Origin of the sequence: Streptomyces sp. WMMB 714, assembly GCF_900090125.1 — a bacterium.
Lineage (GTDB): Bacteria > Actinomycetota > Actinomycetes > Streptomycetales > Streptomycetaceae > Streptomyces > Streptomyces daqingensis.
Genome location: NZ_FMHJ01000010.1, coordinates 197,782 through 223,334 on the forward strand (window position 1 = coordinate 197,782; position 25,553 = coordinate 223,334).

Consider the following 25,553-nt stretch of genomic DNA (forward strand, 5'->3'; position numbering starts at 1 on the left):
CACATTCTCACGTGGATCTACGCGTGTCGCATTGCCCTGACCTCCCTCCCAAAGGAGCTGCTCATGACCGATGTTGTGCGCGCCGCACTCGTACAGGCGACGTGGACCGGCGACACCGAGTCGATGATCGAGAAGCACGAGCAGCACGCGCGGGAGGCCGCCAGGCAGGGGGCCAAGGTGATCGGCTTCCAGGAGGTCTTCAACGCCCCGTACTTCTGCCAGGTCCAGGACGCCGAGCACTACAAGTGGGCGGAGTCCGTGCCGGACGGGCCGACGGTGCGGCGGATGCAGGAGCTCGCCCGTGAGACCGGCATGGTGATCGTGGTGCCCGTCTTCGAGAAGGAGCAGTCGGGCTTCTACTTCAACACCGCCGCCGTCATCGACGCCGACGGCTCGTACCTCGGCAAGTACCGCAAGCACCACATCCCCCAGGTCAAGGGCTTCTGGGAGAAGTTCTACTTCAAGCCGGGGAACCTGGGCTGGCCGGTCTTCGACACGGCGGTCGGCAAGGTCGGCGTCTACATCTGCTACGACCGGCACTTCCCGGAGGGGTGGCGGGCCCTCGGCCTGGCCGGGGCCCACCTCGTCTACAACCCGTCGGCCACCCACCGCGGCCTGTCCTCCTACCTCTGGCAGCTCGAACAGCCCGCGGCGGCCGTCGCGAACGAGTACTTCGTCGCGGCCATCAACCGCGTCGGCCAGGAGGAGTACGGCGACAACGACTTCTACGGCACCAGCTACTTCGTCGACCCGCGCGGCCAGTTCGTCGGGGACGTCGCGAGCGACAAGGAAGAGGAACTCGTCGTCCGCGACCTGGACTTCGGCATGATCGACGAAGTCCGCGAGCAGTGGGCCTTCTACCGCGACCGCCGCCCCGACGCCTACGACGGGCTGGTGCAGCCCTGATGACCACCGCGGACCACGACCCGGCTGGTTCGCCGAAGGTGCTCCACAACCGCCACCGCGCCGTGCTGCCCGACTGGCTCGCGCTCTACTACGACGAGCCGATCGAGATCACCCACGGCGAGGGGCGGCACGTCTGGGACAGCGAGGGCAAGCGCTACCTCGACTTCTTCGGCGGCATCCTCACCACCATGACGGCGCACGCGCTGCCCGAGGTCACCAAGGCCGTCAGCGAGCAGGCGCAGCGCATCCTGCACACCTCCAGCCTCTATCTGGACCGCCCCATGGTGGAGTTGGCGGAACGGATCGCCGCGGTGTCCGGAATCCCGGACGCCCGCGTCTTCTTCACCACGTCCGGTACGGAGGCCAACGACACCGCCCTGCTGCTGGCCACCACCTACCGCCGCTCCAACCAGATCGTGGCGCTGCGCAACAGCTACCACGGGCGGTCGTTCTCGGCGGTCGGCATCACCGGGAACCGCTCCTGGTCGCCCACGTCCCTCTCGCCGCTCCAGACGCTGTACGTGCACGGTGGCGTGCGGACCCGGGGGCCGTTCGCCGAGCTGGACGACGCCGCGTTCGTCGACGCCTGCACCGAGGACCTGGCCGACATGCTCGGACAGGCCGGGGGCGACGTGGCCGCCCTGATCGCCGAACCCGTGCAGGGCGTGGGCGGGTTCACGTCCGGCCCCGACGGGCTCCTCGCCGCCTTCCGCGAAGTGCTGCGCGAGCGCGGCGCCCTGTGGATCAGCGACGAGGTGCAGACGGGCTGGGGCCGCACCGGCGAGCACTTCTGGGGCTGGCAGGCACACGCGCAGGCGGGGCCGCCCGACATCCTCACCTTCGCCAAGGGCATCGGCAACGGAATGTCGATCGGCGGCGTCGTCGCCCGCGCCGAAGTCATGAACTGCCTCCCGGCCAACTCGATCTCCACCTTCGGCGGCAGCCCCGTGACCATGGCCGCCGGCAACGCCAACCTCAACTACCTGCTGGAGCACGACCTCCAGGGCAACGCGCGCCGGGTCGGCGGGCTGCTGCTGGAGCGGCTGCGGGCGGCGGCGGCCGGCCTGGGCGTCGTACGCGAGGTGCGCGGCAGGGGCCTGATGGCCGGTGTCGAACTCGTACGTCACGGCACCGACGAGCCGTGGCCGGAGGCCGCCTCACTGGTGCAGGAACTGGCCCGCGAGAGAGGGCTGCTCATCGGCAAGGGGGGCGGCCACTCCACCAGCAGCGTGCTGCGGGTCGCGCCGCCGCTGACGCTGACCGTCGCGGAGGCGGAGGAGGGCGCCGAGATCCTGGAGCACGCGTTGCGCACGGCAGACACTCAGCTGGAGGGGAAGAACCCGCAATGACGCACACCCGTACGGCAGTTCGCGGCGGTCTCGTGATCACGGCAGCCGACGAGACGCACGCCGACATCCTGATCGAGGACGGCCGCGTCGTCGCGGTCGCCGCGAGCGGCAGCACCGTCGCCGAGAGCTGGAACGCGGAGCGCACCATCGACGCCTCCGGCAAGTACGTCGTCCCGGGCGGCGTCGACGCGCACACCCACATGGACTTCCCCTTCGGAGGCACCTTCTCCTCCGACGACTTCGCGTCGGGCACCCGGGCGGCGGCGTGGGGCGGCACCACCACCATCGTCGACTTCGCCGTGCAGACCAAGGGCCAGGCCCTGCGCGAGGGGCTGGACCGCTGGCACGCCAAGGCCGACGCCCAGTGCTCCGTGGACTACGCGTTCCACATGATCCTCTCCGACGTCAACGAGGGCACCCTCAAGGAGATGGACATACTGGTGGAGGAGGGCATCACCTCCTTCAAGATGTTCATGGCCTACCCGGGCGTCTTCTACAGCGACGACGGGCAGATCCTCCGCGCCATGCAGCGCACCGCCTCCAACGGGGCCCTGACGATGATGCACGCCGAGAACGGCATCGCCATCGACGTCCTCGTCGAACAGGCCCTGGCCGCCGGCCGTACCGACCCCCGCTACCACGGAGAGGTGCGCAAGGCGCTGCTGGAGGCCGAGGCCACGCACCGCGCCATCCAGCTGGCCCGCGTGGCGGGTTCGCCGCTCTACGTCGTGCACGTGTCCGCGGAGGAGGCCGTCGCCGAGCTGGCGACCGCACGCGACAAGGGCCTGCCCGTCTTCGGGGAGACCTGCCCGCAGTACCTCTTCCTCTCCACGGACAACCTCGCGGAGCCCGACTTCGGCGGCGCCAAATACGTCTGCTCCACGCCGCTGCGGCCCAAGGAGCACCAGGCCGCCCTGTGGCGGGGCCTGCGCACCGACGACCTCCAGGTGGTCTCGACCGACCACTGCCCGTTCTGCTTCGTCGGACAGAAGGAGCTGGGCCGGGGCGACTTCTCGAAGATCCCCAACGGCATGCCCGGTGTGGAGCACCGCATGGACCTGCTGCACCAGGCGGTCCTCGACGGCCACATCTCCCGGCGCCGCTGGATCGAGCTGGCCTGCGCCACACCGGCCCGCATGTTCGGGCTCTACCCCAAGAAGGGGACCCTGCAGCCCGGCTCGGACGCCGACGTCGTCATCTACGACCCGCAGGCACGGCAGACCCTGTCCGCCGAGACGCACCACATGAACGTCGACTACTCGGCGTACGAGGGCAAGCAGATCACCGGGCAGGTGGAGACGGTGCTCTCGCGCGGCGAGACCGTCATCGACCGCCGTACGTACGCGGGACGGGCCGGGCACGGCCAGTACACGCCCCGCGGTCTGTGCCAACTCCTGGACTGAGCACGGCGGCCGGACAACAAAACACCGAAAGGACCCTGGCATGGACTTCGGACTCGTACTGCAGACTGACCCACCCGGCTCCCGGACCGTCGGCCTCATGCGCCGCGCCGAACGCAACGGCTTCCGCTACGGGTGGACGTTCGACTCGGCGGTGCTCTGGCAGGAGCCGTACGTCATCCACAGCCGCGTGCTGGAGCACACCGAGAAGCTGATCGTCGGTCCCATGGTGACCAACCCCGGCACCCGCTCGTGGGAGGTCACCGCCTCGACGTTCGCCACGCTCAACGAGATGTACGGCAACCGCACCGTCTGCGGCATCGGCCGCGGCGACTCGGCGATGCGCGTGGCCGGGCGGAAGCCGAACACCCTCGCCCGCCTCAGCGAGGCGATGTCCGTCATCCGCGACCTGGCCGAGGGCCGCGAGGCCGTCCTCGACGGCACGCCCGTACGGCTGCCGTGGGTGCGCGACAGCAAGCTGCCGGTGTGGATGGGGGCGTACGGGCCGAAGGCGCTGGCCATGGCCGGCCGCGAGGCGGACGGCTTCATCCTGCAGCTCGCCGACCCGTATCTCACGGAGTACATGGTCAAGGCGGTGCGCGTCGCCGCCGTCGAGGCCGGGCGCGACCCCGACGAGGTCACGATCTGCGTCGCCGCACCCGCCTACGTCGGGGACGACCTCGCGCACGCCCGCGAGCAGTGCCGCTGGTTCGGCGGCATGGTCGGCAACCACGTGGCCGACCTCGTCGAACGCTACGGAGAGAACTCCGACCTCGTCCCCACCGCGCTGACCGACTACATCAAGGCCCGCCAGGGCTACGACTACTCGCACCACGGCCGCGCCGGGAACCCGGACACCGCCTTCGTGCCCGACGAAGTCGTCGACCGCTTCTGCCTGCTGGGCCCGGCGGAGGCGCACGTGCAGCGGCTGAAGGAGCTCCGCGACCTGGGCGTCGACCAGTTCGCGGTGTACGCGATGCACGACGCCACGGAGTCCACCATCGACGCCTACGGGAGCGAGATCATCCCCGCACTCGGCGCCGGGTCCTGACGGGCCCGGCCCCCCGGTGCCGGGCACCGGGAGCGCAGCACCACACGCGACACCCACTGGACCGACCCAGCAGAAGAGGTGTGTGCACATGACCGGGACCGCTCCAGCCGCCGCACCGGGACCGCAGAGCGCTCCCGGTGACGGCCCGGCGGGCGACCAGATCACCCACGCCGACGGCCGGGTGGAGCTCGCCGAGGGCGCCATACCCGACGGAGGCCGGTACACCAACGACGACCTCAGACCGGTGCCGCTCGCCCAACGGCGCTGGACCACCTACAACTTCGCCGCCGTGTGGATCGGCATGGCGCACAACATCCCGTCCTGGCTGCTCGCCTCGGGGCTCGTGGCGCTCGGCATGGACTGGAAGCAGGCCGTGTTCACCATCGCCCTGGCGAACGTGATCGTGCTGCTGCCCATGCTGCTGACCGGTCACGCCGGGCCCAAGTACGGCATCCCCTTCCCCGTGTTCGCCCGCGCCTCCTTCGGTGTGCGCGGAGCCAACCTGCCGGCGATGATCCGCGCCGCCGTGGCCTGCTGCTGGTTCGGCATCCAGACGTGGATCGGGGGGCAGGGCATCTTCATCCTGCTGGGGAAGATGTTCGGAGGCTGGAAGGACGCGGCGCAGATCGGCGGGCAGCCGTGGACGCTGTGGGTCTGCTTCGTGCTGTTCTGGGCGCTCGAACTGGCCATCATCTACCGGGGGATGGAGGCGCTGCGCCGCTTCGAGAACTGGGCGGCGCCCTTCGTCATCGTCGGCGCGTTCGTCCTGCTGATCTGGATGGCGGTCAAGGCGGGAGGCTTCGGGCCGCTCCTCGACCAGCCCTCCGAGCTGGGCTGGGGCGCCGAGTTCTGGCCGGTCTTCTTCCCGGCCCTCATGGGCATGATCGCCTTCTGGTCCACCCTGTCGCTCAACATCCCCGACTTCACCCGCTTCGGCGCCGGCCAGCGCGCCCAGGTGTGGGGCCAGTCGCTGGGACTGCCGACGACCATGACGCTCTTCGCGCTGCTGTCGGTCTTCGTCACCGCCGGCTCCCAGGCCGTGTACGGGGCGACGATCTGGGACCCGGTCGAGCTCGCCGCCAAGACGGACAACGTCTTCGGCCTGCTGTTCGCCCTGATCACCGTGCTCGTGGCGACGATCTCGGTGAACATCGCCGCGAACGTCGTCTCACCCGCCTACGACCTGGCGAACCTCGCCCCGAGGTTCATCAGCTTCCGTACGGGCGCGCTCGTCACGGGCGTCGTGGGCGTCGTCATCATGCCGTGGAAGCTGACCGAGACGCCCGAGCTGTACATCTACACGTGGCTGGGCACCGTCGGCGGGCTGCTCGGCACCGTCGCGGGCATCCTCATCGCCGACTACTGGCTGCTGCGGCGGACCCGGCTGCTGGTCGCGGACCTCTACCGCGAGGGCGGCTCCTACTGGTACGGCTCCGGCTGGAACTGGCGGGCGCTGGCGGCGTTCGCCGCGGGCGGTCTGCTGGCGGTCGGCGGCTCCTGGTCGGCGCCCGGCAAGGGGCCCTTCCCCGCCGACGGGCTGATCCCCCTCCTGAAGCCGCTCGCCGACTACGGCTGGGCCGTCGGCATGGCCAGTTCGCTGCTGCTGTACGTGGCGCTGACGCGGGCCGTGCCGCCGCAGAGCCCCGTGGCGGAACCGCCGGACGGCTCCGTGGCGGAGCCGCAGCGACCCGCGGCCGGCGAGGGCGCGGCGGGCGGGCGGTAGGACGCCCGAGCCGCCGCGGCTCTTCACAGCTCCGCGTCGAGGGGCAGCCGGTTCACGCCGGGGAGGTACTCGTCGAGTTCCCCCGGCGTGAACCGTGCCATGCCCACCACGTGCCAGAACTCGCCCGCCACGTCGCCCTCGTACTTGTAGCCGCCCGACGGGGTCAGCGCCGCCCAGCCGTGGGGCACCCCTATGAGCGTCCCCCGCAGTTCCGGCTCGTCCGAGCCGGCCGGCACGGACCACAGGCGCACGGTGCCGTCCTCGCCGCCGCTGGCGAGCATCGACCCGTCGGGGCTGAAGGCGAGGGCGAGGACGCGCCCGGTGTGGTCGTCCAGCCGCGCCGTCTGCACGCCACGACCGGTGTGCCACAGGCGGATCGCGCGGTCGTCGCCCGCCGTCGCCAGCAGCGGACGCGACGGATGGGACGCCGCCGCCCACAGCCGGCCCCTGTGGCCGCGCAGCACGTGCAGCGGCTCGCCGCCGCGCCAGATCACGGCCGTGCCGTCCCAGGAGGCGCTGACCACGACGCGTCCACCGGCCGCGTCTCCGGCCGGTCCCTCCGCGTCTCCGGCGCCGAAGGTCACCGAGTACACGCGGTCGGTGTGGCCCTCCAGCTCGGTGACGAGTTCGCCCGTGCGGGGGTCGTAGAGCCTGACGAGGCTGTCGTCGCAGCCGGTGGCGAGCAGCGCGCCGTCCTCGCGGAACGCGATGGAACGCACCCGGCCGCGGTGCTGCGTCAGCGTGGCCACGTGGGCGCCGGTGCTGCGCCACCACAGCCGTACGGTGTCGTCGTCGTTGGCGGTCGCGAGCAGGTTGCCGTCCGCGCTGAAGGCCTCGGCCCAGGTGTGCTCCGTCTCGACGTCCATCTCCCGCAGGTACTCGCCGGTGCCGGCGTGCCACAGGTAGACGTCGCCGTCGTTGCTGGCGGTGCCGAGCAGGGGCGCCGCGGGGCTGAAGACGGCGGAGACCAACCGGTCGCCGCGGCCGGAGAGTTCGGCGGTGCGGCGGCCGGTGCGCGCGTCCCACATCCGTACCGTCCCGTCGTTGCCGCTGGCGGCGAGCCGGGTGCCGTCGGCGCTGAAGCCGAGGGTGTTGACGCGGCGGCCGTGGCCCCGCAGGATGCGCTTCCCGCCGCCCGTCTCGGCGTCCCAGATCTGCGCGCCGCCGTCGGTGCCGACGGTGAGCAGCTGCCTGTCGTGCGGGCGGAACGAGCACGCCCAGGCCGATCCGCGGTGCTCGACCGGTTGCTGGGGGAGCAGGGACACCGAGTGCCGCTCCCCGCCCGCCCTTCCGGACGCGAAGCGCCACATCCGCACGGTGCCGTCGCTGTCGCACGCGGCGAGCAGCCGGCCCTCGTCGCCGAAGAGCACCTGGTAGACGCTGCCCGGGCAGCGCTCCAGCGTTCCGGCGGCGTGGCCGGCGACCGGGTCCCACAGCCGCACGCCGCCGTCGGTGTCACCGCTGACGAGGAGGCCGCCTGCGGGATGGAAGTCCAGGGTGTACACGCGTCCGGTGTGGCCGGGCAGTTCGTGCAGGAGGTTTCCGCCGGCGGCGTTCCACACGCGTACGGTGCCGTGCCCGTCCGCCCCCTGGTCCCCGGTGGCCAGCAGCGTGCCGTCGGGGCTGAAGCGGGCCCGGTAGACGGCCCCACGGTGACCCTCCAGCACCGCCCTGCACGTTCCGGTCCGGGTGTCCCAGAGGCGCAGCGAGGCGCCCGCGTCGCCGGTGGCGAGGGTCTCGCCGTCCGGGCTGAACACGGCGGTGTAGACGGGGGCCGTGTGGTCCGGCAGCCGGTGCAGGGCTTCGCCCGTGGCGGTGTCCCAGAGGGTGACGAGCCCTTCGGCGTCCCCGGTGGCCAGCAGCCGCCCGGCCGCGTCCAGGGAGACGGGCCAGACACCGCCGGGGTGGACCTCCAGCCGGTGCCGGCAGCGCCCCGAGACCGGGTCCCACAGGCGCACGGTGCCGTCCGCGCTCCCCGTGGCGAGCACCGTGGAACGGAACTTGACGGCGTACACGCGGTCCTGGTGGCCGTGGAGCGTGCGCAGCGCCCTTCCGGTGTCGGCGGCGCAGACCAGCACGCCGCCGTCCTCGCTGCCGACGGCGAGGAGTTCGCCGTCGGGGCTGTAGGAGATGGGCTCGGGCAGACGGCTCGTCCGCATGTCGAAGCCGTAGGGGACGCCGACCGCCGAAGGGCGCAGCCCCGCCTCGACGGGCATGTCGGGGGCGATCGCGGCGGCGGCGAGTTCGGGTGCGGCGCGCACGCCGCCGTCGGCCACCGGGTCGATGAGCGCGGCACGGTTCCAGCGGCTGCCGGTGAGGCGGGCGCCGCGCAGCACGGTCCGGGTGAGCCCGGCCCTGCGCAGGTCGGCGCCGGACAGGTCGGCGCCCGTCAGGTCGGCGCGGTCCAGGCGGGCGCCGGCCAGGCGTGCGTCCCGCAGGACGGCGCCGGCGAGGTTGCTGCCCACCAGGCGGGCGTCGGTGAGGTCGGCTCCGGTGAGGTCCACACCGGAGAAGTCCCGTGCCGACAGGTCCTCGCCCACGAGGCGCGCACCGCGCAGATCGGCGTCCGCGGGCACCCGCAGCCGGTCGATGACGCGTACGGCGTTGGCCCGCGCGGCCTCGCTCGTGTCCGGGCCGGGCGTGTTGAGCACGTCGCGGACCCAGGCGGTGACCAGGTCGTGGTCGGCCAGGTCGCAGAAGAACTCGACGGCGAGCTGGCTGAGGGGCCGCGCGGAGAGCAACGCCGCCTCGCCGCGGCCGAGTTGGGCCGCTGCCTCACGGGCGACCAGCCATTCGACGACGGAGCCGTGGATGAAGTGGAAGAGCCCTTCCTCCGTACGCGCCAGCAGGCTTCCCGCACCCACCGCCTGGGCGCTCTCGGGCACCGACAGCGAGCCGCTGCCGGCGAGTCCGCCCAGCGTCTCCGCCACGGTGTCCGTCAGCTCGTCCAGCCGCAGGGCGCTCCTGCCGCTCTCCCAGAGGCGCTGCGCGAGGGCGGTGACGGCCGCCCACAGGTGCTCCTGGCGCAGCCCGGGCGCGGCGCCGGGGCCGCCCTGGGCGCGGTTCTCCTCGAAGGAGAGCCACGCGGTGAAGACGTCCTCGTAGAGCCCGGCGGCGCTCAGCGCCCGCCCCGCTCCGGCCACCGCCCGCAGCTGGTCGGGGTGGAGGTCGGCGACGAAGCTCAGCAGCCGCGGGTTGCGGCACAGCGCCAGCAGGTCGGGGATGTTCTCCAGCTGCTGGAAGCGCTGCCCTGCCACGGCCTCGTCGCCGTAGCGGTTGACCAGGTAGGCGCGGATCTGCGCCGGCAGGAAGCCCTCGATGGACAGTATCCGCCGCTGCGGCAGCATCCCCACCCGTTCGCCGAGCGCCGTCAGGATCTGCGCCTGGGACTTGAAGTGCTGGGTGCGGCTGCTGACGACGATCTTCGCGTTGTCGACGGAGGCGTCCAGCAGCACCTGCAGGTGGTCGGCGGCGCGGTCGTAGCTGACGCGGTTGACCAACTCGTCGAAGCCGTCGAAGAGGAGCACGACCCGCCCCTGCTTGAGCATGTAGCGCAGCGCCCGCAGGTCGATGGTGTCCACGTCGTGGCCCGCGAGGTGCGCCGCGACGAGCCCTTCGAGGCTGTGCGCCCGGTCGAGGGTGCTCAGCGGGATCAGCAACGGCGTGAGGTGGGGGAGCTGTTCGGGGATGCGCCTGGCCAACTCCCGCAGGGCGAAGGTCTTTCCGTGGCCGAAGTCGCCGAGCAGCAGCAGGAAGCGGCCGTGGTCGGCCTCCAGCAGCTCCAGCATCTTCTCGACGAGGCCGTCGCGTTCCTCGCCGTCGGGGCGTTCGGCCTCCCGGTAGCGCTGGGGCAGGTAGAGGCCGGGGGAGTAGCGCTCGTCGGCGGCGAGGGCGGCGCTCTGGGCCGCGACGTAGGCGCGCAGGTCCAGCAGGCCCTGGAACTCCAGGAAGCTGCGGACCCGGATACCCCTGCGGCCCGCCCGCTCCCGCAGGGCCCTCCCCGGCGACGGGCCCTCGTGGACCACCTCGGCCTCGAAGCCGATGTCGGTGGCGTGGGCCTGCGCGGTGAACCGGTCGAGTTCGTCCTCCGTGGGCGTGCCGGGGTGCACGGCGATGCGCTGCTGCCGCACGACGCCCTCTTCGTGCCAGGTGGCCATGATCTGCGCCATGTCGCCGGCGGCGCGTGCGGGCACGTCCCGCAGCCGGACGTTCTCCCAGCGGGCCAGGCAGACTTCCCGGACCCGCTCGGCGAGCGAGCCCGCCGGATCGTCGACGGGCCGGTTGTCCTCGTCCTGCGTTCCCGCGGGGGTGCCCGCGTGCTCCCCGGGAGGGGCGAACACGCGGTGGGCCCTGGGCCAGCCAGCGGTGAACCGGGCGGGCCCGCCGGTTCCCGTGTCGCTCCAGCGCGTGACGCCGTCGGCGGCGATGTGCAGCAGCTCGCAGCGGCCGGGCGCCGCGGAACCGAACAGCGGCAACTCGCCTGCCGGCGTGTCCAGCCGGGCGTGCGCGGGCTCCGCCGCCGTGGTGCGCGGACCGCCGGCCGGGCCGTGCAGGACGAGGTGGAGACGGCGGCCGGGGAGGCGGGCGAAGGTGTCGGCGTCGCGGAGCGGGCCCGGGCCGCCCGGCGCGTCCCCCGGGCGGGGGCGGGCCGGGGCGAGGGGGTGGCGGAGCACGCCGATGCGCAGCCAGCCCTCCTCCTCGTACGTGCGCAGTGTCTCGCTGAACCAGGTGCTCTGGTCGCGGCCGAGGAAGCCGTACTGGTCGTCCGGCCGGTGGCTGTAGGCGATGGAGGAGTTGAACCCGGCGACGACGGTGTGCAGTTCGGGCACGGGGAAGAGCGTCCAGGGCTGGTCGCTCTCGAAGACGGTGTCCATGCCCTGGTAGAGGTCGCGGAAGAGCCTCGTGTAGTGCCGCCACTTGGGCCAGTACGGCGGCTGCGGCGGCACCTCGTCGGCCTCGCAAGTGTGGAAATAGCCTAAGCAGGCGGCCTGGCTGACGTCCTGCGTGCCCGGCACGGCCACCACCCGCTGCGGCGGCAGGTCGAGTTGGGAGCGCAGCCCCGTCAGGAACCCGAGCGCCTGGTCGCACTCGCGGGGGCTTCCGGACGCCGTCAGGTCCCCGCTGACGACCAGCAGGTCCGGCGCCGGCGCACCGTCGTCCTTCAGCTCGACGAGGCTGCTCCAGATCTTGCGGCGCAGCTCGTCCGGCTCCCGCCCGCGGCCGAAGTTGGGCCCTGCCACGTGCAGTACGGTCACCGCGCCCTGCGACCGGGCCGCCTCCGGCGACTGCGGATACGACGGTGCACGGGACGGACGGCGGCGCCCCGGCCACCCCGTGCGGCCGAGCGGACGCGGGCCGGCGTCCTGAGCGTCGTGGTGACCCGCCGCGTCGCGGGGGCCGGGCAGCGCGGCGGGTGCGCCGCCGCCCGGGTAGCCGGGGCGCGAGCCGGGGCGGGCGTGGCCCTCCAGGGCCTGCCCGACGCGGGTGAGCAGCAGGCCGCGGGCCGCCGCGGCGTCGGAGACGCCCACGAGATCGACGTAGGTGATGGTGGCGAGCAGCCCCTCGACGGGAATGTCCTCGACCCGGACCGTCAGCAACTTCCGCTCAGGCGCCTCCGGTTCGGCACGCAGCGCCGCCTGCCACTCCATGCGGCCGTACGTGGAGCGCTCGTAGTGGCGGGAGAGCACCGCGATGACGGCGGCCGACTCGCTGACGCCGCGGTCCATGAAGTCGATGAAGTTGGTGCCGGGGACGAAGTCCCAGGCCTGGATGGCCGTGCGGTACCCCGCCTCTTCCAGGGTCCACGCGATCCACGAGGCCCACTGCTCGTCCGCCGGGGAGTAGCTGATGAAGAAGTCCAGATTCCGCGTCTGCCCCAGCAGTTCCCCGTTGGTCACCATGCACCCATCGTAGGAGTTCGCCCGGACACCGGCGGTCTTCACCCTGTGTGCGATTCTGTACACCGTGCGGATCCTGAAGCGATTGCATCCTCTGGACTGGCTCGCTTGCGGCCTGCTGCTGTGCGGTCTGGCCCTCGTCGCGGCGGGCGTCCTGCCCTCGGAGGCGGCAGAGTCCGCCATGAAGCGCATCGGACCGCTGCTCGTCTTCCTGGCCACCGTGATCGTGATGGCCGAACTGACGGGCAAAGCCGAGGTGTTCGACGCCGTCGCCGCCTGGGTGGCCCGCGCCGGGAGGGGCAGTTACGCCGCCCTCTTCGGGCTCTGCGTGCTCTTCGCCTCGGTCGTCACCATCACGCTCAACCTCGACACCACGGCGGTCCTCCTCACGCCGGTGATGCTCGCCCTCGCCGCCCGCGTGGGGATCGCCGCCGTGCCGCTCGCCATGACGACCGTCTGGCTGTCGAACACGGCGAGCCTGCTGCTTCCCGTGTCGAACCTGACGAACCTGCTGGCCGCGAACCGGGTGGCGCTCTCGCCGCTGGAGATGGCCGCCACCATGTGGGCGCCCCAACTGGCCGCCGTCCTGGTGACGATGGCGTGCCTGTGGGGTTTCTACTGGCGGCGCGGACGGCGTGGCGCCGGCTCCTACACTCCGCCGGCCCCGCCGCGTCCCGCGGACCCCGTCCTCTTCCGCGTGTGCGCGGTGACGTGCGCGGCCTTCCTGCTGGCGCTGCTCGTGGCGGAGGTCCCGCTGTGGGCCGCCTCCCTCACCGCGGCCGTGGTCGTCGTCGCCGCCTTCGCCGTCCGGCGCAGGGAGGTCCTGCGGCCGTCGCTGGTGCCGTGGCGGCTGCTGGTCCTCGTCCCGGGCATGTTCCTCGTCGTGGAGGCCGTCAACATCCACGGGCTGCACGAGCTGCTGACGGCGACGATCGGCTCCGACGGCGGGCTGCTCGGCATGCTGCGCTCCGCCGGAGTGGGCGCGGGTCTGTCCAACGTGCTCAACAACCTGCCCGTCTACCTGGCGGGGGAGTCCGCCGTTCCCGTCGGCAGCCAGGACCAGCTCCTGGCGCTGCTGATCGGCACCAACGTGGGCCCCGTCGTCACCCCTTGGGCGTCCCTGGCGACCCTGCTGTGGTTCGAGCGCTGCCGCTGGCACGGCACGAGCATCCCCCTCGGCCGCTTCGTGGGCACCGGGCTGGTCCTGTCGGTGACGGCCACGCTGGCGGCGACCGCGACGCTGGCGGCCGTCTGAGGAGCGTCCTGAACCACCGGACTACCGGTGGGCGCCCGGCAGTTCAGGCCGCGTCACCGGGCCCCGCGGCACCGGCCACCGCGTCCAGGAGATACGGGAGCACTTCCGGGCGGGCCGCGACGAAGCTGCGCTCCGAGTCCGGCCCGGTGAAGCCCACTTGGAACGGCCCGCCCGTCAGCGTACGGAAGACGGCGCCCGCTTCGGACGCCAGCAGCGCCCCCGCGGGGAAGTCGACCGCCTCCGCGCAGTAGCCCACGAAGCCGTCGATCGTGCCGCGTGCCAGCATGCTCCAGCCCAGCAGCGGTGCCCACAACTGAAGTACGCGGCGCGAGCGCAGCTCCAGCGCGCCCCTCAGCTCCCGTGCCGTGGAGTCCTTCCGGCCCACCGCGTGTCCCTGCGTCCAGGCGACCACCGGTCCCGCGTCGGGCACACCGCCGGGCGGCCCGGGCAGCGGAACCTCGCCGGAGTACGCGCCCCGGCCGGCGACGGCACTCCAGGTGCGGCCGGTGACGGGCTCGTGGACGACTCCGAGCACCGGCTCGCCCGCCACGCACAGCCCGAGCCCCACCGCGTAGGCGGTCAGCCCCACCGCGACGTTGTTGCTGCCGTCCAGCGGGTCGACGAGCCAGGTGCGCCGGCCGACCGCGTCGAAGAGCCCCGCCTCCTCCGAGAGGATCCGGTCGTGGGGGAAGTGGGTCTGCAGACGGGCCAGTATGAGCTTCTCGGAGGACAGGTCGAGGTCGGTGACGACGTCCCCGTCGCCTCCCTTGCTGCGCACCGTGTACGCCTGCTCGAAGCGCTCGCGCAGCATCGCCCCGGCTTCCTCGGCGGCTGCGACGGCGACCCGCCGCTCCAGCGAGTACGCTCCGCCGCCGGCCGTGGGGCCGCTTCCGCCCGTACCGGCGCCCCTCCCGCCGCCGCGGTCCTCGCCCTCGTCAGCCGGCCGGTTCGCCATGGACCCTCCTGAGCGCCGTACGCACAGTCCGTTCGGTGTGTGTGGCACCGCACAGCCGCCGCACCGTGCGGTGCCCGCCGCCGTGCACCGGTCCGAGGACCAGATCGGTGTGCCCCGGCAGCGACCTGCCCAGGACGAGCGTCGCCGCGGGCTCGTCCCGTGCGACGACCGTGGAGTGGAACTCGCCCGGCGGCAGCGTGTAGGTCTCCCCGGTGCCGCTGGTCTCCTCGGGCCCGGGCAGGCACTCCACGAGCCGTGCCGTCGGCCGCAGTTCGTCCACGCCGGCGGGATCGCTGTGGACCTCGAACACGCGGTGCGTGGGCTCGGACGTCGCGTCCTCCACCCGCACGGGCACGTTGGACACCCGTCCGTACAGGACGTGGCTCATCAACTCCCAGCTGTGCGCGTGCATCTGAGTGTCGGCAGGGGATGCCGCGCCGGTGCCCTGCTCGAAGAGATGCACGCAGACGCCCCGCGCGCCGTCCCGCACGAGCGGCAGGCAGAGAAAGCCCAGCGGATGCTCCACGGCGCGCAACTCCCGCTCGCCGGAGGCGATCTCCTCCAGGACGCCCGTGACGGCCTGCCTCGGCCCGTCCGGCGCACCGTCCTCCCGGAGCACATGTGCGAACTCGTCGTAGTCCATGGCCTCCGAGACGTTCACCTCCGGTACGGATCCTCCGCGTGCAGTGCCTTGTCGATGATCTCGCCGATGTCGCCATCGGTGAAGACCGCGGGCAGATCCAGGGCCAAATGGGCGAAAACGGCCCGCACTTCGTCGACCGTGGGCTCCTCGCTCAGCGGCGGCAGGCCGTGCAGCTCCAGCCGGCGGGCCTGCTCCCGGCTCTGGTGCAGCTCGGTGACGTAGTAGTCGTAGAGCGGCTGGTCCTTCCGCACCAGGATGTTCACCCGGTTCGGGTCGTCCTGCGTGATCACAAGGCACGAATCGGACAGGTCGAAGCGGAGGGTGGGCACGCCGAGCGAGAGGTGGACGCTGATGTCCAGCGTGTCGAGGCGCTGTTTGAACCAGCAGGCCGCCAGGACGGTCGCGTAGGACTCCTTGCGCGTCCGGGCCGTGGTCCACGCGTCGGCGGCGGCCACGTTGCGCTGGCGGGCGAAGGTGTGACGGAAGCGCGCGTAGGCCGAACAGGTCTGCTCGTCCCCGGGGTTGATGATGTCGATCTTGAGGGTGAGCGGCGTCCGCTGCCGGGTCGCCGTCTCCACGCAGCGCGGCAGCGTCACGGCCCGCAGGTAGGTGCCGGTGCCGCCCTTGAAGTACCAGCGGCTGGTCTCCTCGCGCGCCTTCGTGAGCGCCTCGCCGACCTCCCCGCCGGACAGCGACCGGACCATCGCCACGTCCTGCAGGGCCCGTTCGGTGCCGGCGGCGACCTCCTTGATGTCGGACCTGCGGCGGATGCGCTCCGTCATCGAGCCGACAGCCAGGGCGCCGAGCACCAGCAGCGTGGCACCGGACGACACGTCGTCGCTGACGACATCGCCGAAGACGTCCAGCAGACCGATCGTCAGACCGAGCCCGACGGCGATGACGACGTCCAGGTTCCTGATCACCCAGCCGATGCCGCTCTCCAGGCGCCCTGCACGCTGTGCCACGAAACCACCCCTCCCCGTGATGACCAGCATCGTAGGAGGCGCGGCGACCCGCTCGCCAGGCGGGCCCGTCGGGCGGCGCATCGCCGCCGGTGTCACCTCAGCCGGAACATGCTCCGCAGCTCGCCCAGCCGCAGCAGGCGGACCGCTCCCAGGTACGCCCCCGCCAGCACGACGACTCCCGCGGCCACCTCCAGGGCGGAGGCCGCCACACCGCTGACCGGCAGGTACGCGCAGCCCCGTGCGGCCGCCCAGCCGAACCCGCCGGCCACGGTTCCCGCGATCACCAGCTTGGTGTAGGCACGGCGCACCTCACCGCCGTCGAGACGCTCGCCGAGCCTGCGGCGGAGCAGCCAGGAGGCGAGGACGAGGCCCGCCGCGTACGCGAGCGTGTACGAGGCGGCCATTCCCGTCACCGCCCAGCGTGCGGGCAGCAGCAGATGGCACGCGGTGGCCAGCGCGATGTTCACCGCCGCGGTCCAGGCGGCGACGGCGAACGGCGTACGGGTGTCCTCGAAGGCGTAGAACCCGCGCAGCAGCAGGTACTGGGCGGCGAACGGGACGAGGCCCGGGCCGAACGCCTGCAGCATGTGCCCCAGCGGCCGCGCCGACGCGGCGTCGGCGGCCCCGTGGGCGAACAGCAACTCCGCGATGTGCGGCCCCAGTACGAGGAACAGGCATCCCGCGGGCACGATGAAGGCACCGGTGACCCGCAGCGCCCTGGAGAGGTCCGCGCGCAGGTCGCCGACGCGGTTCTCCGCCGCCGCCCGGCTCATCCGCGGCAGCAGCGCGGTGACGAGCGAGACGGTGACGATCGACTGCGGCAGTATCCAGATCGTCTGCGCGTAGGTGTAGGCGGAGTATCCGACGCCCGCCTCGGGGAGCGCCTGGTCGGCGGCGTTGGCGTAGTTGGTCACCACGGCCAGGGCCACCTGGTTCACCAGGACGAACAGCAGGGTCCACTTGGCGGCGTGGAAGCTCTTGCCCAGTCCGGTGTTCCGCCATCCGAAGCGCGGACGGAAGCGGAAACCGGCGGCGCGCAGGAACGGCAGCAGCGACAGCGCCTGCAGCGCGATGCCGCTCGTCGTGCCGATGCCCAGCAGCCGCACCTGCGCGGCGGTGACGTCCTCCACCTGCGCGGGAAGCGTCATCAGGCTCAGGTAGGCGCCGAACATGGCGATGAGCACGAGGTTGTTGAGGACCGGCGTCCACATCATGGCGCCGAACTTCTCGCGGGCGTTGAGGACTTGGCCGAGTATGCCGAACAGCCCGTAGAAGAAGATCTGCGGCAGCAGGAATCGTGCGAAGACCACGGTCAGCTCGAACGCCTCGTGCGCGGCCGGGGTGTCGCGCATGTACAGGCCGACGATGTAGGGCGCCGCCCACACGGCCAGCGCCGTCCCCGCGGCGAGCAGGCACAGCACGAACGTCACGAGCCGCTGCTCGAAGGCGCGTCCTCCGTCGGGGTCGTGCGTCCGCGCCCGCACGAGCTGCGGCACCAGCACCGCGTTGAGCGTTCCGCCCACGAGCAGCATGTACAGGCTCGTCGGGATCGTGTTCGCCGTGTTGTACGTACTCGCCAGCAACCCGTTGCCCAGCGCCGCTGCCTGGAGCAGCTGACGGAACAGGCCCGTGGCCCGCGAGGCCACGGTGCCCACGGCCATCAGCAGCGAGGAGCGGGCCAGGCTTCTGCCGCTCGCGTGCCCCTCGCCGGTTCGGGGCTCCTCGCCGCGTTTCCCGTCGGCAGTTCCGGTGCCCGCCGGTGTCGTCCCCGCCCCTTCAGCCATCGGGCCAATCTAGAACAGGGCGCGGCGCCTGCCGGGCGCGGCTCGGTACGGGCACTCCGCAGGCCGCCCCGCCCCCGGTTCGTCGCGCTGCCGCGAGCGGTTTCGTCGCCCTGCCCGGCCGCGGAACCCGGCGCCTGCGGCGGTGTCAAGGGCGGGGTCAAGACCTGGGCGCCCAGGGGGAGTTCGCAGTAGAACTTCTTCGTCAGGGGGCGCACGAACGGGGCGCCCGTCCCCACCGAGGCGAGGTGTCGCGCCCGATGAACCGCAGTACGGGATATCTACTGGCGGGCCTGGCCTCCGCGATCGGCGCGGGCCTGCTGCACAACCGCTGGTCCGGTCGCGGGGAACACCTCCACGCCACGGTCTTCAGCGAGCCCGGCTACAGGGGCCGCACCCGGTACCTGACGTGGACCGGCGGCAAGCCGAAGGTCGTCCCGCTCCGCAAGGCCGGGTTGCCGCGCGTCGGCTCGATCAAGATCGAGCGATCGGTGTACCGCTTCCGGCCCGCTGTGCGGCTGCCGAACCTGCCCCTCCTGTGGTACGCCCTCACCGAGCCCTCGGACCCCGAGGATCCCGAGGAAAACCTGCTGGGCCTCATCGCCCTGAACGAGCTCGCGAGCACGTTCTCGGCGGGCTACCGGGAGCCTGTCCGCCCGTCCGCGGCGCGGTCGGGCGTCCGGCTCCGGGCCGGACACCCCGGCGCCGTGGCGCCCGCGCGCGGCCGCCGTGCCCGCTCCGGCAGGACGGCTCCCGGCACGGCTGCTTCCGGCAAGGGGGCGGCTTCGGGCGCCGAGCCCTGGCACGACGTCCTGGCCGACACGTCCGACCTCGCCTCGTGGGGCACCCGCGTCCGCTACCTCGAACTCGGCTATCTCCGCGGTCGCTTCAGCCGGTGAGGCGGCCGCCGGGCCGGTCAGGCGGGGCCCAGCTCCTCCAAGAGCCGCGGCAGGGCCTCGCCGATCGGCTCGCGCACGACCTCGTCAGCCATCCCGTCGTACGGCGTGGGCTCCGCGTTGACGATGACGAGGCGCGCCCCGTGCTCGACGGCGATCTCCGCCAGCGAGGCGGCGGGCTGCACCTGGAGCGACGTGCCGACGGCCAGGAACACGTCGCACGCCTTGGCCACGCCCACCGCCTGGCCGAGGACTTCGGGATCGAGGGCCTGCCCGAACATGACGGTCGCCGACTTGAGGATGCCGCTGCACTCGGCGCACTCCGGGTCGTCCTCGCCCGCCTCCACCCGCCGCAGCGCCTCCTCCATGGGCGAGGAGGCTCCGCACTGCGTGCAGACCACCGTGCGTGAACTGCCGTGCAGCTCCAGCACCTTGCGGTCGGGGAGTCCGGCGAGCTGGTGCAGTCCGTCCACGTTCTGGGTGATGACGCGCACGGGCCTGCCCGACTGCTCGAACCGCGCCACCGCCTCGTGCGCGGCGTTCGGGCGGGCCTTCCAGGCCGGGCTGTCGCGGCGCATCAGCCAGGAGCGGCGCCGGATGTCCGGATCGGTCATGTAGTAGTCGTACGTGACCAGCTTCTCGGCGTCCGGGTCCTTGCGCCACAGCCCCTGCGGGCCGCGGTAGTCGGGGATTCCGGAGTCGGTGGAGATGCCCGCGCCGCTGAGGATCGCCACGAGGGGGCCGTGCCGCGAACGGTGGCCGTCCCCGCGCCGGGGGTCGGGGGAGTGCCGGTCCGGTGTGGGTCCGGGGGAGGTCGCCATGCCCGCCAAGGGTAGTCAGACGCAGCGGAACGCAGGTCACACCGGGTTGTTCCGCCGTCCGCCGCGCCGATCCGGGTGATCGTCCAGTCTTCAAGCAAGCCCTTGCCAGGTCGGTGTATACGACATACTGTCGCCCGCGTCCTGCCGTTTCCGCTGAGAGGTGGGCCGTCATGCGCCGTCGCGTACCGCTCCCCACGCGTGCCGCGGCCCTCACCGCCGCCGTGGCACTCGGCGCCACGGGGTGCGCTTCGCTGACGACGTCGGCGACCGAGGTCGGCGGAGTCCGCATGAGCGACGACCGGCCCGTCCGGGACGGCGGCACGCTCACCGTCGCCCTCAAGTCCGACCCGGACAAGCTCGATCCGAGCCTCGGCAGCACCCTTGTCGGACGCACCGTCTTCGCCGCGATGTGCCAGAAGCTCTACGACACCGACGCGGACAACCGCATCAGGCCCCAACTCGCCGCCGGGATGCCGGAGGTGAGCGACCGCGGGAAGCGCGTCGTGCTGACCGTCCGCCGCGACGCCCGCTTCAGCGACGGTACGCGCATGGACGCCGAGGCCGTCGCGACGTCCCTCAAGCGCCACCGCGACCTGCCCGCCTCCGCGCGCGCCAGCGAACTCGAACCCGTCGAGAGCATCGGGACGCTGGACGGCAACCGCGTCGAACTGCGCCTGAAGGAGCCGTACGAGCCGCTGCTCGGCGCGCTCGCCGACCGTTCGGGGATGGTCATGTCCCCCAGGGCGCTGAAGAAGTACGGGGAGGACTTCGCGACCCACCCGTCGTGCGTCGGGCCGTTCCGCTTCAAGGACCGCGTGACGGGCGACCGGATCGTGCTGGAGAAGGACCCGCACTACTACGCGGCGAAGGACGTCCACCTGGAGAAGGTCGTCTACCGCACCATCATCGACGGCAACGTCCGCCTGGCGAACCTGCGTTCAGGCGACGCGCAGGTCAGCGACCAGACCGCGCCGCTGGAGGTGCAGAGCGCGCTCACGGACGACACCTTGCAGCTCTTCAACTCGCCGACCCTCGGCTACCAGGGGCTCACGGTGAACATCGGAAACTCCCGCGGCCTGGGAAAGCCGCCCGGCAAGGTGGGCGGCGCCCTGGCCCGCGACAAGCGCGTGCGCGAGGCCTTCGCCCTCTCCCTGGACAGGCGGCTCATCAACAAGATCGTCTTCCAGGGCATGTACGACACGGCCTGCGGCCCCGTGGCGCCCTCCAGCGAACTGGGCACGAGGACACGCTGCCCCGGACGCGACCTCGAACGCGCCCGCCGGCTCCTCGAAGAGGCGGGGGAGAAGGGCAGGGTCCCCGTCGAACTGACCATCTCCAACACCGTGGAGGACATGCGACTGGGCCAGGTCGTACAGGCCATGGCGAAGGACGCAGGCTTCCAAGTGCGTCTGAGGCCCACCGAGTTCACGACGCTCCTCGAACACGCCGACAAGGGCGACTTCGAGGCGGTCTCCGTCGGCTGGTCCGGGCGGCTCGACCCGGCGGGCAACATCGACGCCTTCGCCGGCACCCTCGGCTCCGAGAACCGCTCCGGCATCTCCGACGAACGGATCGACGGGCTCATCGAGGACGGACGGCGCACCTCCGACCCCGCCGAGCGCAAGAAGATCTACCGGGACCTCACCGAGGCCGTGAACGGCCAGTTCGGACTGATCTACCTCTACCGGCAGCGCAACTACGTCGTCGCCACCGAGGACGTGGCCGGTCTGCGCGTCTACGGCGACGGGCTGATACGCGTCGAGAACGCCGGCTACGGCGGCGGGACGGAGGCGGGGGACCGATGACCCGGTATCTGCTGCGCCGCCTCGGCCAGTCGGCGCTGACGCTGGTCATGGTGAGCATCGTCGTCTTCGCCGGAGTGCGGGCCATGCCCGGCGACACCGCGAGGGCCCTGGCAGGGGAGGAGACCACGCCCGAGGCGCTCGACGCGATCCGCCGCCAGTACGGGCTGGACCAGAACATCGCCGTGCAGTACGCCCGTTACGTCGAGAACGCCGTCAGCGGCGACCTCGGCACCTCCGCCCGCACCGGGCTCCCCGTCACCGACGGCATCTTCGACGCCCTTCCCGTCACGCTCGAACTGGCCTTCCTCTCCCTGCTGCTGGCCGTCGTCGTCGGCATCGGCGCCGGCGTCACCGCGGCCGTGCGCAGGGGGCAGCCCGCGGAGTGGATCGCCAACACCGTTGCGCTGCTGGGACTTTCGGTGCCCAACTTCTGGCTCGGCATCCTGCTCATCCTCGCCTTCGCCATCGCCGTGCCCGTCTTCGCCGCGTCCGGCTTCGTGCCCTTCGGCGAGGACCCGCTGGAGAACCTCCGCCGGATGGTGCTCCCCGTCGTCGTCCTGGGCAGCGGCCTGGCGGCCGTCGTGATGCGCCAGACGCGGGCGGCGATGCTGGAGTCGCTGTCCGCGGACTACGTGCGCACCGCCCGCGCCAAGGGCCTCGCGCCCCACCAGGTCGTCGGAGGGCACGCCCTGCGGAACTCGCTCGTCACCGTCGTCACCGTCCTCGGCCTCCAGCTCGGCCACCTCATCTCGGGAGCCGTCGTCACGGAGCAGATCTTCGTCCTCCCCGGTTTCGGCAAGCTGATGATCGACGCCGTCTTCACCCGCGACTACGCCATGGTCCAGGGAGTCGTCCTCTTCACGGCCACCGGCTACATCCTGGTCAACCTCGCCGTCGACCTCCTCTACTCCGTCATCGATCCGCGGATCCGGCTCGGAGGTGCCCAGTGAGCACGGACGCCGTCCACAGCGGAACGGCCCACGGGCCGGCCGGAGCCGACGCCGCCGGACCGGGCGGCCCCGAGGACGACCGGGCCACGGCCCCCGAACGCCGCCGCCCCGGCCTCCTGCGCCGGCTGCGGCGCAACAGGCTCGCGTTCACCGGCGCCGTCATCGCGGCCCTCTTCGTCCTGGCCGCGCTGGCAGCCCCGCTCATCTCGCCGTACGACCCCGCGCGAGCCGACTTCGGCTCCGCCCTCGCCCCGCCCGGCTGGAGCCACTGGCTGGGCACCGACGACCTCGGCCGCGACCAGCTCTCCCGCGTCGTCCACGGCGCCCGCGCCTCGATGCAGGTCGGCGTGCTGGCGGTGGCGCTGGCCTTCCTGGCGGGCGTGCCGCTCGGCCTGATCGCGGGCTACTACGAGAGGTTCGCCGACCCGCTGGTCTCCCGCATCACCGACACCCTGCTGGCCTTCCCGTTCCTGGTGCTGGCCGTCGGGCTGGCCGCCGTGCTCGGCCCGTCGCTGCTCAACGCCACCGTCGCCATCGGCGTCTCCCTCGTCCCGCAGGTCATTCGGGTCACGCGCGCCGAGACGCTGCGCCTGAAGCACCTCGACTACGTGGGAGCCGCGGTCGCCAGCGGCGGCGGCGACGGCGTCGTCCTCGTCCGCCACATCCTCCCCAATGCCGCCTCCGCACTGCTCGTGCAGGCCACGGTCGGCGTCCCTACGGCCATCATCGGCGAGGCGCTGCTGAGCTTCCTCGGGCTGGGTGTCCAGCCGCCCGACCCCTCACTGGGGGTGATGCTCTCCAGCGCGCAGCCCTACATCGCCGCCGCACCCTGGACGGCCGTCTTCCCCGGCCTCGCCATCGTCGTGGCGACGCTGGCCTTCAACCTCTTCGGCGACGGGCTGCGCGACGTACTCGACCCGAGAGGGGCGACCCGGTGAACGACCCGGTGAACGACACCGCCGGCAGCACGTCCGTGCTGCGCGTACGGGACCTGTCCGTCTCCTTCCGCGGCGAGGAGGGCGGGGAGGCCGACGTACACGCCGTGGACGGCGTCAGCTTCGACGTCGCACCCGGCGAAGTCCTCGCCGTCGTAGGCGAGTCGGGGTGCGGGAAGTCGGTGACGTCCCTCGCGGTCATGGGCCTGCTGCCCCCGGCGGCCCGCGTCGGAGGCTCCGTGACCCTCCGCGGAAGGGAACTCGCGGGCGCGGACGAGAAGGAGCTGCGGTCCGTACGGGGCAGCGAGATGTCGATGGTCTTCCAGGAGCCCATGACGTCGCTCAACCCGGTGCTCACGGTGGGACGCCAGATCGGCGAAGTGCTCCGCCGCCACCAGGGGCTGGGCAGGCGCGAGGCGCGGCAGCGTTCCGCCGAACTGCTGGAGACGGTGGGCATACCGGACCCGCGTCGGCGCGTCCACGAGTACCCGCACCAGCTCTCGGGCGGCATGCGCCAGCGCGTCATGCTCGCCATCGCCGTCGCCTGCGACCCGGCCGTACTGATCGCGGACGAGCCCACCACGGCGCTCGACGTGACCGTCCAGGCCGGTGTGCTGGACGTGCTCGGCGCGCTCAGGGAACGGCTCGGCACGGCGGTCGTGCTGATCACCCACGACCTGGGCGTCGTCGCGCACACCGCGGACCGCGTCCTGGTGATGTACGCGGGCCGTGCCGTCGAACACGCCCCCGTCGAGGACCTGTTCGCTGCGCCCCGGCATCCCTACACCCGCGGCCTGCTCGACGCCGTGCCCCGGCCCGGCGGCCGGGCGGCCGCCCTCGCCGAGGGCAGGCGCCCGAGGCTGCGGGAGATACCCGGGCTCGTCCCCGGCCTGGAGACCCAGCCGGACCGCTGCACGTTCGCCCCGCGCTGCCCGCACGCGGACGCCCTGTGCACGTCGCGGCGGCCCCTGCTGGAGACGCCGGCGTGGCCCGGCGGCGGGCGGCGGGAAGCTCCGCACACCGCGGCCTGCTGGCATCCCCTCGACGTCGCGGGCGCACCGGCCGAAGCCACCGAGGAGGCGGCACCGTGACCTCCCAGCACACCGGGGGCGGCAGGCCTCCCGCTCTCGAAGTACGCGGCCTCGTACGCCACTTCCCCGGTCCCGGCCGCAGCACCGTGCGCGCCGTCGACGGGGTCTCCCTCACCGTCGGACGCGGCGAAGTCGTCGGTCTCGTGGGGGAGTCGGGGTCCGGCAAGTCGACCGTCGGGCAGTGCGTCGTCCGCCTCGACGAACCCACCGGGGGGACGGTCCGCATCGGGGGCGTGGACGTCACGCGGCTCTCCCGTCGCCGGCTGCGTCCCCTGCGCAAGGACTTCCACCTCGTCTACCAGGACCCTTCCGCGTCGCTGGACCCGAGGATGAGCGTCGCCCGCATCGTCGCCGAGCCGCTGGTGCTGCACCGCCTGGCGAGAGGCGACGTGCTGCGCAGCAGGGTGGCGGAGCTGCTGGAGCAGGTGGGGCTCCGGCCCGAGCTGGCGGAACGACGCCCGCACGAACTCTCGGGCGGCCAGCGGCAGAGGGTCTCCATCGCCCGCGCGCTCGCCGTCGATCCGCTGCTCCTCGTGGCGGACGAACCGACCTCCGCCCTGGACGTCTCGGTGCAGGCGTCCGTGCTGAACCTGCTCGCGGACCTCCAGCGGGACCGCGGCTTCGGCTGCCTGTTCATCACCCACGACCTGGCGGCCGTGGAGTTCCTCGCCGACCGGATCGCCGTGATGTACCTGGGCGAGATCGTCGAACAGGCCCCCGCCGCCGAGCTGTTCGCCGCTCCCAAGCACCCGTACACCCAGGCCCTGCTCTCGGCCGTCCCCGTCCCCGACCCGGCGGTGAGGCGAGCGCGCGGGGGTTCCCCCGCCGAAGGCAGGGGGAGGATCGTCCTCCACGGCGACCTGCCCAGCCCCGTCTTCCCCAGGACGTCCTCGGGCCACGCGGTCGGCTACTGCCGCTTCCACACCCGCTGCCCGCTCGCCGTCGAACGCTGCCGCACGGAGGCCCCTGAGCACCGCACCCTTCCGGGCGGCGGCCGGCAGGTCGCCTGCCACCTCGTCGAGGACGACGGCACCGCACCGGACGCCGCCCGGCCGCGTCCGCGCACAATCGACCCGCAAGTCCCGGCACAGCCCTCTCCCGGCACCACCGACGTCGACAGGAAGCCGTAA

18 protein-coding genes are annotated in these 25,553 nt (G+C 72.5%); 12 read left to right on the forward strand and 6 right to left on the reverse strand.

What is annotated here, in order from left to right; translation table 11 throughout:
- The first annotated feature begins 63 nt into the window (after positions 1 to 63).
- From H181DRAFT_RS19430 to H181DRAFT_RS19450, 5 genes are all read left to right on the forward strand, one after another.
- Complete coding sequence (locus tag H181DRAFT_RS19430; protein ID WP_045865811.1) at positions 64 to 906, forward strand: nitrilase-related carbon-nitrogen hydrolase; 843 nt, start codon at positions 64 to 66, stop codon at positions 904 to 906.
- Positions 906 to 2,255 carry an aspartate aminotransferase family protein gene (locus H181DRAFT_RS19435; RefSeq protein WP_045865812.1) on the forward strand — a complete coding sequence of 450 codons (1,350 nt, stop codon included), beginning with the start codon at positions 906 to 908 and terminating at the stop codon, positions 2,253 to 2,255. The genes H181DRAFT_RS19430 and H181DRAFT_RS19435 overlap by 1 nt, the downstream gene beginning before the upstream one ends.
- Entirely contained in the window at positions 2,252 to 3,658 is a 1,407-nt protein-coding gene (gene hydA, locus H181DRAFT_RS19440; RefSeq protein ID WP_045865813.1) for a dihydropyrimidinase, read from the forward strand. Before H181DRAFT_RS19435 ends, hydA begins: the two co-directional genes overlap by 4 nt.
- A gap of 40 nt (positions 3,659 to 3,698) precedes the next feature.
- Entirely contained in the window at positions 3,699 to 4,706 is a 1,008-nt protein-coding gene (locus H181DRAFT_RS19445) for a TIGR03842 family LLM class F420-dependent oxidoreductase (protein WP_045865814.1), read from the forward strand.
- 88 nt (positions 4,707 to 4,794) lie between these two features.
- On the forward strand, positions 4,795 to 6,429 hold the full coding sequence (locus tag H181DRAFT_RS19450; RefSeq protein ID WP_078895842.1) for an NCS1 family nucleobase:cation symporter-1: 1,635 nt from the start codon (positions 4,795 to 4,797) through the stop codon (positions 6,427 to 6,429).
- Between the two features lie 23 nt (positions 6,430 to 6,452).
- Here H181DRAFT_RS19450 and H181DRAFT_RS19455 read toward each other — a convergent pair whose 3' ends face one another.
- Positions 6,453 to 12,329, reverse strand: coding sequence for a WD40 domain-containing protein (locus H181DRAFT_RS19455; RefSeq protein ID WP_045865885.1), 5,877 nt, complete (start codon positions 12,327 to 12,329; stop codon positions 6,453 to 6,455).
- Between the two features lie 64 nt (positions 12,330 to 12,393).
- Here H181DRAFT_RS19455 and H181DRAFT_RS19460 point away from each other — a divergent pair, with 64 nt between their 5' ends.
- Complete coding sequence (locus tag H181DRAFT_RS19460; protein WP_107068801.1) at positions 12,394 to 13,581, forward strand: SLC13 family permease; 1,188 nt, start codon at positions 12,394 to 12,396, stop codon at positions 13,579 to 13,581.
- A 43-nt stretch (positions 13,582 to 13,624) separates the two neighbouring features.
- Here H181DRAFT_RS19460 and H181DRAFT_RS19465 read toward each other — a convergent pair whose 3' ends face one another.
- The 4 genes from H181DRAFT_RS19465 to murJ form a co-directional block, all read right to left on the reverse strand.
- Positions 13,625 to 14,536 carry an inositol monophosphatase family protein gene (locus H181DRAFT_RS19465; RefSeq protein WP_078895843.1) on the reverse strand — a complete coding sequence of 304 codons (912 nt, stop codon included), beginning with the start codon at positions 14,534 to 14,536 and terminating at the stop codon, positions 13,625 to 13,627.
- Positions 14,517 to 15,197, reverse strand: a complete 681-nt coding sequence (locus H181DRAFT_RS19470) for a hypothetical protein (RefSeq protein WP_254666908.1) — start codon at positions 15,195 to 15,197, stop codon at positions 14,517 to 14,519. The genes H181DRAFT_RS19465 and H181DRAFT_RS19470 overlap by 20 nt, the downstream gene beginning before the upstream one ends.
- A complete protein-coding gene (locus H181DRAFT_RS19475) occupies positions 15,194 to 16,144 on the reverse strand; it encodes a hypothetical protein (RefSeq protein WP_254666909.1) in 951 nt (316 codons plus the stop codon). Before H181DRAFT_RS19475 ends, H181DRAFT_RS19470 begins: the two co-directional genes overlap by 4 nt.
- A gap of 92 nt (positions 16,145 to 16,236) precedes the next feature.
- The gene (gene murJ / locus H181DRAFT_RS19480; RefSeq protein ID WP_045865815.1) at positions 16,237 to 17,928 is read right to left on the reverse strand and encodes a murein biosynthesis integral membrane protein MurJ; all 1,692 of its coding nucleotides are present in this window, start codon (positions 17,926 to 17,928) and stop codon (positions 16,237 to 16,239) included.
- A gap of 257 nt (positions 17,929 to 18,185) precedes the next feature.
- On the opposite strand from murJ, the gene H181DRAFT_RS19485 reads away from it, so the two are divergent.
- On the forward strand, positions 18,186 to 18,824 hold the full coding sequence (locus H181DRAFT_RS19485; RefSeq protein ID WP_045865816.1) for a hypothetical protein: 639 nt from the start codon (positions 18,186 to 18,188) through the stop codon (positions 18,822 to 18,824).
- Between the two features lie 17 nt (positions 18,825 to 18,841).
- Here H181DRAFT_RS19485 and H181DRAFT_RS19490 read toward each other — a convergent pair whose 3' ends face one another.
- Positions 18,842 to 19,642: an SIR2 family NAD-dependent protein deacylase gene (locus tag H181DRAFT_RS19490; RefSeq protein WP_078895844.1), complete on the reverse strand. Its 801-nt coding sequence runs from the start codon at positions 19,640 to 19,642 to the stop codon at positions 18,842 to 18,844.
- 170 nt (positions 19,643 to 19,812) lie between these two features.
- On the opposite strand from H181DRAFT_RS19490, the gene H181DRAFT_RS19495 reads away from it, so the two are divergent.
- The 5 genes from H181DRAFT_RS19495 (at position 19,813) to H181DRAFT_RS19515 (ending at position 25,553) form a co-directional block, all read left to right on the forward strand.
- Positions 19,813 to 21,447: an ABC transporter substrate-binding protein gene (locus H181DRAFT_RS19495; protein WP_045865817.1), complete on the forward strand. Its 1,635-nt coding sequence runs from the start codon at positions 19,813 to 19,815 to the stop codon at positions 21,445 to 21,447.
- Entirely contained in the window at positions 21,444 to 22,397 is a 954-nt protein-coding gene (locus tag H181DRAFT_RS19500; RefSeq protein ID WP_045865818.1) for an ABC transporter permease, read from the forward strand. Before H181DRAFT_RS19495 ends, H181DRAFT_RS19500 begins: the two co-directional genes overlap by 4 nt.
- A gap of 116 nt (positions 22,398 to 22,513) precedes the next feature.
- Complete coding sequence (locus H181DRAFT_RS19505; protein ID WP_045865891.1) at positions 22,514 to 23,335, forward strand: ABC transporter permease; 822 nt, start codon at positions 22,514 to 22,516, stop codon at positions 23,333 to 23,335.
- On the forward strand, positions 23,332 to 24,423 hold the full coding sequence (locus H181DRAFT_RS19510; RefSeq protein WP_045865819.1) for an ABC transporter ATP-binding protein: 1,092 nt from the start codon (positions 23,332 to 23,334) through the stop codon (positions 24,421 to 24,423). Before H181DRAFT_RS19505 ends, H181DRAFT_RS19510 begins: the two co-directional genes overlap by 4 nt.
- Positions 24,420 to 25,553 carry an ABC transporter ATP-binding protein gene (locus H181DRAFT_RS19515; RefSeq protein ID WP_045865820.1) on the forward strand — a complete coding sequence of 378 codons (1,134 nt, stop codon included), beginning with the start codon at positions 24,420 to 24,422 and terminating at the stop codon, positions 25,551 to 25,553. The genes H181DRAFT_RS19510 and H181DRAFT_RS19515 overlap by 4 nt, the downstream gene beginning before the upstream one ends.

Excerpts from the sequence above, each read along its gene's own strand:
- H181DRAFT_RS19430 (WP_045865811.1), top strand. The coding sequence starts at position 64 with ATGACCGATGTTGTGCGCGCCGCACTCGTACAGGCGACGTGGACCGGC.
- H181DRAFT_RS19435 (WP_045865812.1), top strand. The coding sequence starts at position 906 with ATGACCACCGCGGACCACGACCCGGCTGGTTCGCCGAAGGTGCTCCAC.
- hydA (WP_045865813.1), top strand. The coding sequence starts at position 2,252 with ATGACGCACACCCGTACGGCAGTTCGCGGCGGTCTCGTGATCACGGCA.
- H181DRAFT_RS19445 (WP_045865814.1), top strand. The coding sequence starts at position 3,699 with ATGGACTTCGGACTCGTACTGCAGACTGACCCACCCGGCTCCCGGACC.
- H181DRAFT_RS19450 (WP_078895842.1), top strand. The coding sequence starts at position 4,795 with ATGACCGGGACCGCTCCAGCCGCCGCACCGGGACCGCAGAGCGCTCCC.
- H181DRAFT_RS19455 (WP_045865885.1), bottom strand. The coding sequence starts at position 12,329 with ATGGTGACCAACGGGGAACTGCTGGGGCAGACGCGGAATCTGGACTTC.
- H181DRAFT_RS19465 (WP_078895843.1), bottom strand. The coding sequence starts at position 14,536 with ATGGCGAACCGGCCGGCTGACGAGGGCGAGGACCGCGGCGGCGGGAGG.
- murJ (WP_045865815.1), bottom strand. The coding sequence starts at position 17,928 with ATGGCTGAAGGGGCGGGGACGACACCGGCGGGCACCGGAACTGCCGAC.
- H181DRAFT_RS19485 (WP_045865816.1), top strand. The coding sequence starts at position 18,186 with ATGAACCGCAGTACGGGATATCTACTGGCGGGCCTGGCCTCCGCGATC.
- H181DRAFT_RS19490 (WP_078895844.1), bottom strand. The coding sequence starts at position 19,642 with ATGGCGACCTCCCCCGGACCCACACCGGACCGGCACTCCCCCGACCCC.
- H181DRAFT_RS19495 (WP_045865817.1), top strand. The coding sequence starts at position 19,813 with ATGCGCCGTCGCGTACCGCTCCCCACGCGTGCCGCGGCCCTCACCGCC.
- H181DRAFT_RS19500 (WP_045865818.1), top strand. The coding sequence starts at position 21,444 with ATGACCCGGTATCTGCTGCGCCGCCTCGGCCAGTCGGCGCTGACGCTG.